The organism is Micromonospora sp. NPDC005237, assembly GCF_040607775.1.
Taxonomy (GTDB): Bacteria; Actinomycetota; Actinomycetes; order Mycobacteriales; family Micromonosporaceae; genus Micromonospora.
In genome coordinates, this window is the sequence record NZ_JBEXHJ010000004.1 from 440,108 (window position 1) to 453,626 (window position 13,519).

Below are 13,519 nucleotides of genomic sequence, written 5' to 3' on the forward strand. Positions count from 1 at the left end.
CGTACGACCCCGCCCGCCACGGCCCGCGATCATGCAGGTCCAGCCCCTGATTCATCCCTGTTCAGGGCTTTCCTCCGGGCGCGACGGCGCACGATCGCGGGACGGTGGCGGTGCGGTCAGGCGACCTCGACGATCAGTTCGATCTCCACCGGGGCGTCCAGGGGCAGCTCGGCGACCCCGACGGCGCTGCGGGCGTGGCGGCCGGCCTCGCCGAAGACGGTGCCGAACAGGTCGGAGGCGCCGTTGATCACGGCGGGCTGGCCGATGAAGCCGGGGGCCGAAGCCACGAACCCGGTCAGCTTGACCACCTTGACCACGTTCTCCAGGCCGACCAGCGAGTCGACGGCCGCCAGCGCGTTGAGCGCACACCGCTGGGCCAGGTCCTTGGCCTGCTCGGCGGAGATGCCGGCGCCGACCTTGCCGGTCGCCAGCAGCTTGCCCTCGGCGATCGGCAGCTGGCCGGAGACGTACACGTGCTGCCCGGACTGCACGGCCGGCACGTAGCTGGCCACCGGCGGCACCACGTCGGGCAGTTCGAGGCCCAGCTCGGCGAGCTTCGCGTGGGGGCCGTTGCTCATGCCTTGGGCCGCTTCAGGTACGCCACCAGCTGGTCGGGATTGGGGCCGGGGACCACGGCGACGAGTTCCCACCCGTCCTCACCCCAGTTGTCGAGGATCTGCTTGGTCGCGTGGACCAGCAGAGGGACCGTGGAGTATTCCCACTTCTGCATCGCTGGAGGGCTCCCTCGTGGTGCGGACTTCGTCGGGCACAGCCTACGGTCCGCTGGCCGGACGAGGCGCGGGACGCTGCTCCGGCGTGGCCGGCAGTTCTCCACAGGGCCCCTGGTGCTCGTACCCCTGGGGGCAGCGCGACCGGTCGGGCAGCAGCAGGTCGCAGAAGACCCGGTGGCGGTTGTTCTGGTCGTCGGCGTTGGACACGGTGGTCTCGCCGGCGTCCAGCTCCGGTAGGAAGCCCAGCGACTCGGCGACTCGACCGGCCAGCAGGGTCGCCGAGGCCAGGTCGGGCACCCGGATCGGCAGGTGGATGACGAACCCGGGCTCGTCGTCGTCCCGCAGCCGCTCGCCGGGCCGGCTCGACCCCCGGATCACCTCCGGGGGCTCCGGAACCCGACGGTACGACCGCTCGTTGATGGGCAGGCTGCCGAACGGCCCGCCGGCCACCTCTCCCACGGACCCGGGCCGGCGTTGCCGCTCGTTCGTCGGGAACTGGGTGCGAGGGATGTTGTCCGCATCGCGCATGAACTGCCTCCGGTCGTACCTCTCGGACCACGCTTCCGGCCCGGACCATTCATCCGTTCCGGCCCCCGCACCGGACGAAGGTAGGTCCACGGCGACAGTCCCGCCAACAGGACGCGCACGATCAGTCACCGGCAGTCACATATGCGACAGATGTCGGGCAGGAATCCCGACTGCGAGTGATCTCACGGTCTGGACGTGCGCGCGATGCCAAGCACCGCGCGGTAGGGGCGACACCGAACCGGCGGCTGGCCGCTACCCTTCCGGTCGGACGGTCGCACAGCGCCCGGCCGCCCGCTCGATCTCGCTCGGCGCCAGGGGTGGCGGCCGGGCGCCGCACCCCCGGGGGAACGAGATGACCCAACCGCCCAGCGGCGACCAGGCCGGCCCGCGCGCTCTTCCGTCGGCGCCCCCGGATTCCGCCGGTCAGCCCGAGACGCCGACCATCCCCGGACAGCCCGGCCCGACGGCCTCCGGCCAGTCCGATCCGGCGCCTTCCGGCCAGCCGATCTCCGGGCAACCCGACCCGACCGCCCCCTTGAGGGAGTCCGACGGGGCGACCGTCCAGGAGCGTCCCGGCTCGCCGACCGCCACCCAACCCGGCCCGGCCGCCCAGCCCGCACTTCCCGGCCCGGCCGCACCTGCGGGCCCGTTCGCCGCTGCGGGCCCGTCCGCCCAGCCAGGCCAGCTCGCCCTTCCCGGGCAGCCCGCTCATCCCGGGCAGCCCGCGCCGGGGGCGCTCCCCGCGCAGCCGGGCGTGCCGACCCAGCCCGGCCCGCCCGCTGGCGTCCCGCAGACCGACGACCCGGCCGGCACGCCGCAGTCCCCCGGGGCCCCGGGTGCGATCCCGCCACCCCCGCCCGGCTACCCGCCGTACCAGGGCACCGTCGAGCCGAAGAAGAAGCGCGGCCTGCTGATCGCCGCCATCGCGCTGGTCGTGATCATGGTGCTCTGCGTGGGCGGCGGCGTCGTGGCGTTCCTGACCCTGCGCAACGCCGAATCCGGCGAGGGCGCGAAGGAGCCGGCGGTCGCCGTCGACGAGTTCCTCACCGCCGTCTACAAGGACCGGGACGCGACCAAGGCCGCCAGTCACGTCTGCGCCGCCTCCCGCGACGACAAGAAGATCGCGGCGAAGGTGGCCGAGGTGCAGAAGTACGCGTCCGAGTACCAGAACCCCCGGTTCAAGTGGACCACCCCGAAGGTCGACAACCAGACCGGCGACCGGGCCACCGTCTCCACCCGCATCACCATGACCACCGCCGACGAGAAGGTGGCCGACCAGGACCTGCGCTTCACTGTGGTGCAGAAGACGGGTTGGTGGGTCTGCGAGGTCGCCTGACCGGCAAGCCTGGATAGGCTCGACGGGTGCGTGCAGCTGAGCGGCCGTCCGACCCGGCCGGTACCGGATGGTCGGCCCGCCTCCACGTGGTGACCGGCAAGGGCGGCACCGGCAAGACCAGCGTGGCGGCGGCGCTGGCCCTGGCGCTGGCCGCCGGTGGCCGGCGCACCCTGCTGGTGGAGGTGGAGGGCCGGCAGGGCATCGCCCAGCTCTTCGGCATCGAACCGCTGCCGTACGAGGAGCGGCACCTCGCCGACACGCCGGACGGCGGTGAGGTGCGCGCGCTCGCGGTGGACGCCGAGGAGGCGTTGCTCGAGTACCTCGACATGTTCTACAAGCTGGGCGCGGCGGGCCGGGCCCTGCGCAAGCTCGGCGCCATCGACTTCGCCACGACCATCGCCCCGGGTCTGCGTGACGTGCTGCTCACCGGCAAGGTGAAGGAGGCCACCACCCGGACGTCGGGGCAGCGGCGCGCGTACGACGCGGTGGTGCTGGACGCGCCGCCCACCGGTCGGATCGGCCGCTTCCTCAACGTCACGGCCGAGACGGCGCGGCTCGCCAAGGTCGGCCCGATCAAGACCCAGAGCGAGGGGGTGTCCGCGCTGTTGCGCTCCCCGATGACCGCCGTGCACGTGGTCACGCTGCTGGAGGAGATGCCGGTGCAGGAGACGGTGGACGCCATCGCCGACCTGACCTCGCTCGGCTTCGGTATCGGGAAGGTGATCGTCAACGGCGCCCGACCTCCGCTGCCGGCCGGCCCGGCGGTCACCGCCGCGGAACTCCGGCGCGGCCTGGTCGCCGCCGGGCTGCCGGCCGATCAGGACATCGTGGCCGGGTTGCACGACGAGGCGCGAGACCAGCTCATCCGACGCGAACTGGAGGATTCGCTCCGCGCCGACCTGGTGGAGTTGGGGCTGCCGATGGTCGAGCTGCCGTTGCTGCCCGACGGGGTGGACCGGGCGGCCCTCACGGCACTGGCCCGCGCCCTCGTCAGCGCCGATTGACTCACACCTGAGCTCGGCACGGGCGCATGGACCGACGCGGCCCGATACGCTCGATTGGTGCCTTCCGAAGACGCGGCGCCGCAGCTGGACGTCGACCAGATCCTCGCCGACCCGGGCGTGCGGATCGTCGTGTGCTGCGGTGCCGGCGGGGTGGGTAAGACGACCACGGCCGCGGCGCTGGCGCTGCGGGCCGCCGAGCACCATGGCCGGCGCACGGTGGTGCTCACCATCGACCCGGCCCGCCGGCTGGCTCAGTCACTAGGCCTGACCGAGCTGGACAACACACCCCGTCAGGTCAAGGGCATCGACGTCGAGGCCAGCGGCGGTGAGCTGCACGCCATGATGCTGGACATGAAGCGCACCTTCGACGACGTGGTGCTCCAGCACACCGACCCGGCGAAGGCCGCGGAGATCTTCGCGAACCCGTTCTACCAGGCGATGAGCTCGACGTTCGCCGGCACGCAGGAATACATGGCGATGGAGAAGCTGGGCCAGCTGCATGCCCGGGGCGAGTGGGACCTGATCGTGGTGGACACTCCGCCGTCCCGCTCGGCGCTGGATTTCCTGGACGCGCCGGCCCGGCTGTCCCGCTTCCTCGACGGCCGGATGCTGCGTCTGCTGCTGGCGCCGGCGCGCAGCGGCGGACGGAGCATGTTCAGCCTGGTCACGGCCTCGTTCGGGATGTTCTCGAAGGTGGTGCAGAAGGTGCTCGGCGCGCAGTTGCTCACCGATCTGTCCGGCTTCGTGGCCGCGCTCGACTCGATGTTCGGGGGCTTTCGGCAGCGGGCCGAGCAGACGTACCGCATCCTGCAGGCGCGGGAGACGGCCTTCCTGCTGGTCGCGGCGCCGGAGCCGGACGCGGTCCGGGAGGCCGCCTACTTCGCGGGCCGGCTGCGGGAGGAGAAGATGCCGCTGGCCGGCCTGGTGCTCAACCGGGTGCACCGACCGGTGGTCCCGGAGCTGGACGCCGAGCAGAGTGGGGCCGCCGCGGAGCGGCTGGCCGAGCTGGGTGGGCACGAGGCCACCGCCGACGTGCTGCGGGCGCACGCCGCGCTGGCCCGTCAGGCGGTACGCGAGCAGCAGGTGGCCGCGCGGTTCACCGAGGCGTTCCCGGCGGTGCCGGCGGTGTCGGTGACGGCGCAGCCCGCCGACGTGCACGACGTCGACGGGCTGCGGACGATCGGCGCGGCGATCGGCCGGTCGTGACCGGCGTCAGGTGGCCGCGCTGACGAGGATCTTGTCCTTGCCAGCCTTGTCCTTGCTGTTCTTCTTCATCGCTGCCTCGAACATCTTGCGCCAGCTCGTCACCTGTGGGTGCCGACGCAGCAACGCCCGGCGTTCGCGTTCGGTCATACCGCCCCACACACCGAACTCGATCCGGTTGTCCAGCGCGTCGGCCAGGCACTCGTACCGAACTGGGCAGCTCCGGCAGATCCGCTTCGCCACGTTCTGTTCGGCGCCCTGTACGAACAACGCGTCCGGGTCCCCGTTCTGACACGCCGCCAGCGACGGCCAGTCAGTGATCATGCCCATGTGTACACGTCCCCCCTTGCAGTACCTACCGACCTCGTTGCACGGCAGCCGGCAATTTCCCCCCGGTCGCCCGGCCGCCTTCCCCAAGGCGGTGCGGACGACATGTGGCGCTGTCGCCGCCATCATCATGCTCTGTAGTCGGCTGATTACGCAACGTTGTCGGCGAAATCCATCATTCCGGACACTCCCGGCTTCCCGGGCTCTCGACCGCCGGTTACCCCGCCGAGGTCGGCGAAAACGCTGCGGAGCCTCCGCCGAACGGTGGAGACTCGCGCCAGGTCACACGCAACCTCGTACGGGGGGTCATGCGTTTAGCACAACGAGGGCAGCGCACGCAGGAAATGGGGAAACAACGCCCCAGCGCCCCTCGTTCCCTACTCGCGTACCATGCCGAGGTGACCTGGATGCGGAAACGTGACCACAATGTGCTGACCAACGCCGCATCGCTGCTCATATGTGGCCTGTTGGCTGGCGTGGTGGTCGCTGCGGCGGCCTTCCCCGCGGTGGCGATGTCCGGCCTGGCCGCCAAGGCCGGCGCAGAGACATTCGGCAACCTGCCGACGGAGCTGACGGTGGCCCGCGCGCCACAGATCAGCTACCTGCTGGCGTCGGACGGCAAGACGCCGCTGGCGACGATGTACGACGAGAACCGCCGCGACGTGAAGCTCGCCGACATCTCGCCGTACATGGTCAAGGCCATCATCGCGGCCGAGGACCACGACTTCTACAAGCACAACGGCGTCGACATCAACGGTGTCGCCCGCGCGTTCGTCAACAACCAGAGCGACGGCGCCGGGCGTCAGGGCGCGTCGACGCTGACCATGCAGTACGTCCGGCTGGCCATCGCCTACTCGGCCACGCATCCGGCCGACGTGGTCGCCGCGACCGAGGACACCAGCGCCCGCAAGCTGCGTGAGATGCGGCTGGCCCTGCAGGTCGACAAGGAGTTCTCCAAGGACGAGATCCTGACCCGCTACCTCAACCTCGCCTCGTTCGGCAACGGCGCGTACGGCATCTACGCCGCCAGCCAGGTCTACTTCGGCAAGCCGCCGAGCAAGCTGAAGATCGAGGAAGCCGCGCTGCTGGCCGGCATGGTGAAGGCCCCGACGACCAACGACCCGACCACCAAGAGCGGCTACCCGCTGGCGCTGGACCGGCGTAACTACGTCATCCAGAACATGGTCGACACCAAGGCCATCACCCAGCAGGAGGCCGACGCCGCCAAGGCGGTCAAGCTGAAGGTGCAGGACAAGCGCACCCCGAACGGCTGCGTCGCCACCAACGTCAACAGCTGGGGCTTCTTCTGCGACTACTTCTACCGCTGGTGGATGCAGCAGGAGACGTTCGGTTCGACCTCGTACGACCGTGAGCGGCGACTGAAGAGCGGCGGCTACACCGTCGTGACCTCGATCGACGTCCAGGCACAGAAGGGCGCGGACGCGGCGGTTCGCCGGGCCAAGAAGGAGACCAGCAAGGAAGCCGCCATGGTCGCCGTGGTGGAGCCGGGGACCGGCCGGGTGCGGGCGCTCGCGGTCAACCGGCAGTTCAAGCTGGACGATCCGAAGAACCCGAAGAACAAGATCTCCAGCGACCCGGCGAAGAGCAGGCGCGGCATCAAGGGCAACTACCCGGCGACGGTCAACCCGCTGCTCACCGGCGGCGACGGCATCGCCGGCTACCAGGCCGGCTCGACGTTCAAGATCTTCACCATCGTCGCCGCGCTGGAGAAGGGCATCCCACTCAGTTATTCGTTCAACGCGCCGCAGCAGTTCAAGTCGGAATACATCATCGACAGCAGCAGCCCGGCGGCCTGCCCCGGCACCCACTTCTACTGCCCGACCAACTCCGGCAAGAAGGCCGGCGGCGTGCAGAACATGTGGAGCGCCTTCGCCCAGTCGATCAACACCTACTTCGTGCCGCTGCAGCAGCAGGTCGGCGCCGAGAACGTGGTCGACGTCGCCAAGCGGGCCGGCATCCAGTTCCGGGCCAGCAACGACGCCAAGTTCGCCGCCACCAAGGACTCGGCCCACCAGTGGGGCGCCTTCACCCTGGGCGTCTCCTCCACCACGCCGCTGGACCTGGCCAACGCGTACGCGACCCTCGCGGCGGACGGCAAATACTGCGAGCCGATCCCGGTGCAGGAGATCCGCGACCCGGAGGGCAAGAAGCTCGACATCGCCAACCCGCGCTGCGAGAAGCGGTTCAGCACCGACGTGGCCCGCGCCGCCGTGGACGCCGCCCGCTGCCCGGTCGGCGACAACTCCAAGACCAGCAAGTGCGGCAGCAGCCGCACCGCCGCGGTCGTGAAGGGCATCGTCGACGCGCCGGTGGCCGGCAAGTCCGGCACCACCGACTCCGAGAAGACCGCCGCGCTGGTCGCGATGACCAAGCAGTACGCGGTGGCCGGCATCATGGCCGACCCGGACTGGCCGCAGACCAACGTCAAGATGAAGCACGCCGAGAAGGACGGCATCAACCCGCCGGTGTACGAGACGCTGCGGGACGCCATGAAGGGCAAGCCGCGGATCAACTTCGAGCCCCCGGGCCAGAAGATCTCCGAGGGTGACCAGCGCAGCATCCCGGACGTGAAGTGCCAGCCGGTGGAGACCGCCAAGTCCCGGATCAAGGGCGCGGGCTTCGAGCCGATCGTCTCCGAGGCGAAGGTCGCGTCCCCCTGCCCGGCGGGCACCGCCGCCGGCACCAACCCGGACGGGCGCACCATCAAGGGCGGCCCCGTCACCATCCAGATCAGCAGCGGTGGCGGCACCCCGCCGGACGGCAACAAGCCGGCACCTCCCGGTGGCACGCCCGGTCGACCCGGCGGCCGCCCGAACGGCTGAGCCGACGAGCAGGACACACGAACGGGCGGGCACCCACTGCGGGTGCCCGCCCGTTTTCGTCGGTCCGAACCGGCAGATCAGAGGCCGAGCTGTCGGCGTACCTCGGCGGCGACCCGACCGCCCTCGGCCTGGCCGGCCACCGCGGCCTGGGCCGCCTTCATGGCCGGGCCCATCTGGGTCTTGCCGGTGAAGCCGCCCGCGGCGAGCGCCCCCGCGACCAGCTCCGTCAGCTCGGCGTCGGAGAGCTGCCTGGGCAGGTAGCGGTCCAGCACCTCACCCTCGGCGGTCTCCTTCGCGGCCTGCTCGGTGCGGCCCGCGTCGGCGAAGGCGGTGGCCGCCTCCCGGCGCTTCTTGGCCTCCTTGGTCAACACCGCGAGCACCTCGTCGTCGGTGAGCTCGCGCTTGGCCTTGCCGGCCACCTCGGCGGTGCCGACGGCGGCCAGGGCCATCCGCAGCGTGGAGGTGGTCAACTCGTCGCGCGCCTTGAGGGCGGAACGCATGTCGGCGGTGAGGCGGTCCTTCAGCGTGCTCATGGACGGTCAAACTACCCTGAACGTCATGCGAAAGCGCACACTATTCCGCCTCGCCGCCGGAACCGCCGCGGTCGGCGCGACCACCCTCGCGTACGCGTCGCTCGTCGAGCGCAACATGTTCACCCTCCGGCGGTACGACGTGCCGGTGCTGCCGTCCGACGCGGAGCCGCTGCGCGTGCTGCACCTGTCGGACCTGCACATGATGCCCGACCAGGCGCGCAAGCAGCGCTGGGTGGCGTCGCTGGCCGCCCTCGACCCGGACCTGGTCGTGGTGACCGGCGACAACATGGCGCACCCGGGCGCGGTGCCGGGCGTGCTGCGGGCGCTGCAACCGCTGCTGGACTACCCGGGCGCGTTCGTGTTCGGCTCCAACGACTACACCGGGCCGGTGCTGAAGAACCCGTTCACCTACTTCCTGCCCGACCGGGAGTACACCGAGGGCGTCGACCTGCCCTACGAGGAGTTGCGCCAGGTGTTCACCGGCGCCGGCTGGGCGGACCTCAACAACGCCCGGACCACCCTCAAGGCCGGTGGCCGGCAGCTCGACCTGGTCGGCGTGGACGACCCCCACATCGACCGGGACGACTACCCGGCGGTGGCCGGCGCCGTCTCGTCCTCGGCCGACCTGTCCATCGCGCTGACACACTCCCCCGAGCCACGGGTCCTCGACCAGATGGCCGCCGACGGCTTCGGCCTGCTGCTGGCCGGGCACACCCACGGCGGACAGGTCTGCGTCCCGGGGTACGGCGCGCTGGTGACCAACTGCGGCCTGCCCCGCTCGATGGCACGTGGGCTGCACCGGTGGCCGGGGTCGGACTCCTGGCTGCACGTCTCCGCCGGCCTCGGCACCCACCCGACCGCACCGATCCGCTTCGCCTGCCCCCCGGAGGCGAGCATCCTGACCCTCATCCCCCGCTGACCTGTCGTGCCCCGCCTCCCGGGCTCGGCTGACATCGCCGATGGTGGTGTCGAGGGGCGGGGTACCGAGTTTGACCATCGGAGCGGGTGGGCTACTATTTGTCGGCACGCCTCGGGGTGTGGCGCAGCTTGGTAGCGCGCTTCGTTCGGGACGAAGAGGTCGTCGGTTCGAATCCGGCCACCCCGACCAGAGGTAAGAGGGCACATCCGATCCATGGATGTGCCCTCTGTTGTTTGCCGGCGAAGGTGCCCGCCCACGGTATCGGGCGGGCCACCATCGCACGCGTGCTGTCAGTCCTGCCGTTCGGTGCGCTCGATCTCGGTGAACGCGGCGGCCAGATAGTCGTTCAACGGCACGCCCGTCACCGTCAACAGGTCGGCCACGAGTAGCGGGGCATGGCGGGCCTGGGCGGGCGCGTCCGGCCGCGACTCGTCGCCCTCGGGGTCGTACACCCCGAGCGCTCCGGCGAGCAGGACGAGCACCACGTGCGGATCGACATCGCGACGCCACCGCATCGCGTTCTGCACGCAGCGGGTCAGCACCTGGCGGATGTCGTCGCCGGCCAGCCCTTCCGGGTGGCCCTCCTCCAGCAGGAGCCGAACCACCGTTCCGAGCACCAGACCGGACCGGTCGTCAGCCGCGAGATCGGCGACCGCCTCGTCGTACGCCTGGTTGTCGCGCGCCTGGGCGGCGGCGACGGCCGCTGTGGCGGTCACCGCGATGGCGCGGGCGGTAGCGGGCAGGTGTCGCCAGGTGCCGGTCATCGGGCCAGCATCGCAGACCCGGCGGACACCGACGATCACCGTGGGGTTGGTCACCCGGCGGCCCGGGAACAGCGTCGCCGCTGCAAAACGGTTCGCGGGGCGTCACACCCACCGAACAGAATGCCGGACATGCTGCGTCGATCCCTGCCCCGTCGTCCGGAAGCCCGCCGGATGCTCCTCGGCACCCTGCTGTCGGCGATCGGGCGGGGCCTGACCCTGCCGTTCCTGTTCATCTACCTCACCGACGTGCGCGGGCTCACCGACACCCGCGCCGGTCTGGTGATCGGCTGGTACGGCGTCGTCACCCTGGCGTTGTCGCCGCTGGGCGGGACGCTTATCGACCGGTTCGGCGCGCGCCGGGTGGTGGTGCCGTGCTTCGTGATCGAGGCGATCGGCACCGGTTCGCTGGCGCTGGTCCACTCGACCGGCTCGGCCCTGCTCGTGATGACCGTGATCGCCGTCGGCAGCTCGGCGATCTGGTCCGGGCAGAACACCATCCTCGCCTCGCTCACCGACGACGGTGAGCGGCAACGGGTCTTCGGGCTGAACTTCGCGCTGCTCAACCTCGGCATCGGCATCGGCGGCATGACGTCCGGCGCGATCGTCGACACGGCGCGGCCCGGCACCTTCCAGACGATCTACCTGCTGGATGCGGTCAGCTACCTGATGCCGGCCCTGATCCTGTTGACCCTGCCCGGCGTCGGCCACCGACTCGGCCACCGATCCGCTGGCGACGGGCCATCGAGCGGCGGATACCTGACCGTGCTCCGGGACCGTCCGTTCCGCCGGCTCGTGATCTTCGGTCTGGTCCTCACCACCTGCGGGTACGCCCAGGTCGAGGTCGGCTTCGCCGCGTACGCCGTGCGCGTCGCCGAGGTGAACCCCCGGGTGGTGGCTTGGGCGCTCGCGGCCAACACCGTGATGATCGTGCTCGCCCAACTGCTGGTGATCCGCCGGATCGAGGGGCGCAGCCGCACCGGCGCGCTCGCCGTGGTCGGGGCGGTGTTCGCCGTCGCCTGGCTGGTCCTCGGCGTCGCCGGTGTGATCAGCACCGGCAACGCCCTGGTGGCTGCCCTGTGCGTGGTGGCCTGCTCGGCGATCTTCGGCCTCGGCGAGACGTTGCTGTCGCCGGTGATGCCGGCGCTGACCAACGCGCTCGCCACCGACGAGCTGCGCGGCCGGTACAACGCCATGAGTTCGATGATCTTCGGGATCAGCGGTGTGATCGGCCCGGTGACCGCCGGCCCACTCATCGGCGCGGCCAACGGCATGGTCTGGGTCGCGGTGGTGGTCGGCGGCTGCCTGATCGCCTCGCTCATCGCGCTCTCGCTGCGCCGACTGCTCACCGTCGACCAGGACGGCCGCCCGACGATCACCACGCCCGCCCCGGCACCCACCCCCGTCTGACGACCCGTCCCGCGTCCCGCGTCCCTTGCAGCAGCGGCCGGTGCCCGGGGACGGGTCGGGCCCCGGAGCGGGTGCTCCGGGGCCCGATCGTTGCGGGGTACGCCGTCAGGCGGCGGGGACCTCGGCGGTGGTGCGGATGCGGTCGAGCGTCGGGGCGGAGACCGGCGACTTCGCGGTCAGGTACGCCACGAACGCGTCCAGGTCGATCTGGCCGGTGACCTGGTTGGTCCCGGCGGTGAGGGCGCTGAAGCCGTCGCCGCCACCGGCCAGGAAGTTGTTCACCGTCACCCGGTAGGTGGCGGCGGTGTCGACGGCGGTGCCGCCGATGGTGAGGCTGCCCCGGACCACGCGGGTGCCGGCGCACGGGTCGGCGACGGTGCCGGTGGTGCCGGCCGGGTCGACCACGTAGCCGACGGTCGACGACGGGTACAGCGTCCGGCCGGTGACGAACTGCTGTTCCAGTACGCAGTAGAGCTGCGCACCGGTCAGGTCGAGCGTCACCAGGTTGTTGGCGAACGGCTGTACCGTGAACGCCTCCTCGTAGGTGACCGGGCCGGCGTTGAGGTCGGCCCGGACCCCACCCGGGTTCATGAAGGCGGCGACCGCATTCTGCTCGTCATCGGTGGCGGCGAGCTGCGCGTCGGCGATCAGGTTGCCCAGTGGCGACTCGCCCAGGGTCGTACCGAAGAGGGTTTCCTGGGTTTTGGTGATCGCGGTGGTGGTCTCGCCGACCTGGCGGCCGGCGACCGGGCCGAGCACCGTCTTGTACTTGTCGATCAGGGCGGTCTGCTTCGGGTCCTTGGCGACGTCGCGGGTGACCACGACGTTGTTCGCGGAGGCCGAGAGCACGTCCCCGGAGCGGCGGTCGATCTTCAGGTCGATGTCGGTGACCAGGCGGCCGAACGAGCTGGCGCTGGTGACCAGCTTGCCGTTGATGTTGCAGTTGTACGCCTGGTGGGTGTGGCCGCTGACGACCACGTCGATCGACGGGTCCATCCGGTTGGCGATGTCCACGATGGGCCCGGTCATGCCGACGCAGTCGTTGATGCCACCGGTCGCCGCCTGGGCGCCACCCTCGTGCAGCAGCACGACGATCGTCTCCACGCCCTTGCGGCGCAGCTCGCGGGCGTACCGGTTGGCGGTCTCCGCCTCGTCGGCGAAGGTGAGGCCCGCGACGCCCTGCTGGCTGACGATCTGCGGGGTGCCCTCCAGGGTCATCCCGATGAAGCCGACCTTGACGCCCTGCACCTTGTGGATCGCGTACGGCGCCATGAGCGGCTTGCCGGTGGCGGTCTTGAAGGCGTTGGCGGACAGGTACTGGAAGCCGGCGCCCCGGTACGGGGTGCCGTCGGCGCAGCCGTCGACCGGGTGGCAGCCGCCGTTCTGGATCCGCAGCAGCTCGGCGGCGCCCTCGTCGAACTCGTGGTTGCCGACGCTGGCGTAGTCCAGCCCGGCCATGCTCAGCGCCTCGATGGTCGGTTCGTCGTGGAACGCGGCGGAGAGCAGGGGGGACGCGCCGATCAGGTCACCGGCGGCGACGGTGATGGTGTTCTTCTTCTTGGCGGCGGCGCGCAGCTCGGCCAGGTGGGTCGCGAGGTATTCGACGCCTCCGGCGGTCTGCCCGGCGATGGTGCCGCTGGAGCCGCTCGGGGGTTCGAGGTTGCCGTGGAAGTCGTTGAGCGCCAGCAGGGTGACGTCGACCGGCTTCGGTCGCGCGTCGGCCTGCTCGGGGGTGGTGGCGACCGCGCCGAGCGCTGCCACCGCGAGCGCGGTCAGGCCGACAGCGGCCCGACGCATCCCGGGTATGGACATGGAACTCCTCGTGAGAATCGGCGCGTGCGGTGGCCGGCCTGTGGGTCGAGCGGCCGCCGTCGACGCCGTCGGAAGGATCGATCACGCTTGCGGGCGGTTGGGGCGTCGCCCG

General features: G+C 71.0%; 13 protein-coding genes and 1 tRNA gene. 7 read left to right on the forward strand and 7 right to left on the reverse strand.

The features are described 5' to 3' along the window. Nucleotides 1–116: 116 nt before the first annotated feature. Genes ABZT87_RS14500 through ABZT87_RS14510 form a run of 3 tightly spaced genes read right to left on the reverse strand, consistent with a single transcriptional unit; the run spans nt 117 to nt 1,259 of the window. The gene (locus tag ABZT87_RS14500) at nt 117–578 is read right to left on the reverse strand and encodes a RidA family protein (RefSeq protein WP_007466196.1); all 462 of its coding nucleotides are present in this window, start codon (nt 576–578) and stop codon (nt 117–119) included. Further along, nucleotides 575–730 carry a DUF4177 domain-containing protein gene (locus tag ABZT87_RS14505; RefSeq protein ID WP_007466198.1) on the reverse strand — a complete coding sequence of 52 codons (156 nt, stop codon included), beginning with the start codon at nt 728–730 and terminating at the stop codon, nt 575–577. Before ABZT87_RS14505 ends, ABZT87_RS14500 begins: the two co-directional genes overlap by 4 nt. Nucleotides 731–773: 43 nt before the next feature. Next, nucleotides 774–1,259, reverse strand: a complete 486-nt coding sequence (locus tag ABZT87_RS14510) for a hypothetical protein (protein ID WP_354856521.1) — start codon at nt 1,257–1,259, stop codon at nt 774–776. A gap of 754 nt (nt 1,260–2,013) precedes the next feature. Here ABZT87_RS14510 and ABZT87_RS14515 point away from each other — a divergent pair. From ABZT87_RS14515 to ABZT87_RS14525, 3 genes are read left to right on the forward strand one after another with little or no spacing between them, the layout of a single operon-like run. Beyond that, on the forward strand, nt 2,014–2,595 hold the full coding sequence (locus tag ABZT87_RS14515) for a hypothetical protein (RefSeq protein WP_354856551.1): 582 nt from the start codon (nt 2,014–2,016) through the stop codon (nt 2,593–2,595). Nucleotides 2,596–2,621: 26 nt separating this feature from the next. Beyond that, nucleotides 2,622–3,599, forward strand: a complete 978-nt coding sequence (locus ABZT87_RS14520) for an ArsA-related P-loop ATPase (RefSeq protein WP_355135836.1) — start codon at nt 2,622–2,624, stop codon at nt 3,597–3,599. A gap of 54 nt (nt 3,600–3,653) precedes the next feature. Further along, nucleotides 3,654–4,805: an ArsA-related P-loop ATPase gene (locus ABZT87_RS14525; RefSeq protein WP_355135838.1), complete on the forward strand. Its 1,152-nt coding sequence runs from the start codon at nt 3,654–3,656 to the stop codon at nt 4,803–4,805. Nucleotides 4,806–4,811: 6 nt separating this feature from the next. Here ABZT87_RS14525 and ABZT87_RS14530 read toward each other — a convergent pair whose 3' ends face one another. Continuing rightward, on the reverse strand, nt 4,812–5,132 hold the full coding sequence (locus ABZT87_RS14530; protein ID WP_007466209.1) for a WhiB family transcriptional regulator: 321 nt from the start codon (nt 5,130–5,132) through the stop codon (nt 4,812–4,814). A 404-nt stretch (nt 5,133–5,536) separates the two neighbouring features. Between ABZT87_RS14530 and ABZT87_RS14535 the strand changes: the two genes are divergently transcribed. After that, nucleotides 5,537–7,972, forward strand: coding sequence for a transglycosylase domain-containing protein (locus ABZT87_RS14535; protein WP_354856514.1), 2,436 nt, complete (start codon nt 5,537–5,539; stop codon nt 7,970–7,972). A gap of 77 nt (nt 7,973–8,049) precedes the next feature. Here ABZT87_RS14535 and ABZT87_RS14540 read toward each other — a convergent pair whose 3' ends face one another. Further along, nucleotides 8,050–8,505, reverse strand: coding sequence for a GatB/YqeY domain-containing protein (locus tag ABZT87_RS14540; RefSeq protein WP_355135840.1), 456 nt, complete (start codon nt 8,503–8,505; stop codon nt 8,050–8,052). Nucleotides 8,506–8,530: 25 nt separating this feature from the next. Here ABZT87_RS14540 and ABZT87_RS14545 point away from each other — a divergent pair, with 25 nt between their 5' ends. Both ABZT87_RS14545 and ABZT87_RS14550 read left to right on the forward strand, forming a co-directional pair. Beyond that, entirely contained in the window at nt 8,531–9,424 is an 894-nt protein-coding gene (locus ABZT87_RS14545) for a metallophosphoesterase (protein ID WP_354856508.1), read from the forward strand. 112 nt (nt 9,425–9,536) lie between these two features. Continuing rightward, nucleotides 9,537–9,613 (forward strand) — tRNA-Pro (locus ABZT87_RS14550). Between the two features lie 101 nt (nt 9,614–9,714). Here ABZT87_RS14550 and ABZT87_RS14555 read toward each other — a convergent pair. Further along, the gene (locus ABZT87_RS14555; RefSeq protein WP_355135842.1) at nt 9,715–10,188 is read right to left on the reverse strand and encodes a hypothetical protein; all 474 of its coding nucleotides are present in this window, start codon (nt 10,186–10,188) and stop codon (nt 9,715–9,717) included. A 129-nt stretch (nt 10,189–10,317) separates the two neighbouring features. Between ABZT87_RS14555 and ABZT87_RS14560 the strand changes: the two genes are divergently transcribed. Next, the gene (locus ABZT87_RS14560) at nt 10,318–11,595 is read left to right on the forward strand and encodes an MFS transporter (protein ID WP_354856500.1); all 1,278 of its coding nucleotides are present in this window, start codon (nt 10,318–10,320) and stop codon (nt 11,593–11,595) included. A 105-nt stretch (nt 11,596–11,700) separates the two neighbouring features. Here ABZT87_RS14560 and ABZT87_RS14565 read toward each other — a convergent pair whose 3' ends face one another. After that, a complete protein-coding gene (locus ABZT87_RS14565) occupies nt 11,701–13,407 on the reverse strand; it encodes a bifunctional metallophosphatase/5'-nucleotidase (protein ID WP_354856497.1) in 1,707 nt (568 codons plus the stop codon). Nucleotides 13,408–13,519 lie beyond the last annotated feature (112 nt).

Bases quoted from the DNA above. Each gene is read 5' to 3' on its own strand.
- ABZT87_RS14500 (WP_007466196.1), bottom strand. From the start codon at position 578: ATGAGCAACGGCCCCCACGCGAAGCTCGCCGAGCTGGGCCTCGAACTG.
- ABZT87_RS14505 (WP_007466198.1), bottom strand. From the start codon at position 730: ATGCAGAAGTGGGAATACTCCACGGTCCCTCTGCTGGTCCACGCGACC.
- ABZT87_RS14535 (WP_354856514.1), top strand. From the start codon at position 5,537: ATGCGGAAACGTGACCACAATGTGCTGACCAACGCCGCATCGCTGCTC.
- ABZT87_RS14510 (WP_354856521.1), bottom strand. From the start codon at position 1,259: ATGCGCGATGCGGACAACATCCCTCGCACCCAGTTCCCGACGAACGAG.
- ABZT87_RS14545 (WP_354856508.1), top strand. From the start codon at position 8,531: ATGCGAAAGCGCACACTATTCCGCCTCGCCGCCGGAACCGCCGCGGTC.
- ABZT87_RS14555 (WP_355135842.1), bottom strand. From the start codon at position 10,188: ATGACCGGCACCTGGCGACACCTGCCCGCTACCGCCCGCGCCATCGCG.
- ABZT87_RS14565 (WP_354856497.1), bottom strand. From the start codon at position 13,407: ATGTCCATACCCGGGATGCGTCGGGCCGCTGTCGGCCTGACCGCGCTC.
- ABZT87_RS14540 (WP_355135840.1), bottom strand. From the start codon at position 8,505: ATGAGCACGCTGAAGGACCGCCTCACCGCCGACATGCGTTCCGCCCTC.
- ABZT87_RS14530 (WP_007466209.1), bottom strand. From the start codon at position 5,132: ATGGGCATGATCACTGACTGGCCGTCGCTGGCGGCGTGTCAGAACGGG.
- ABZT87_RS14560 (WP_354856500.1), top strand. From the start codon at position 10,318: ATGCTGCGTCGATCCCTGCCCCGTCGTCCGGAAGCCCGCCGGATGCTC.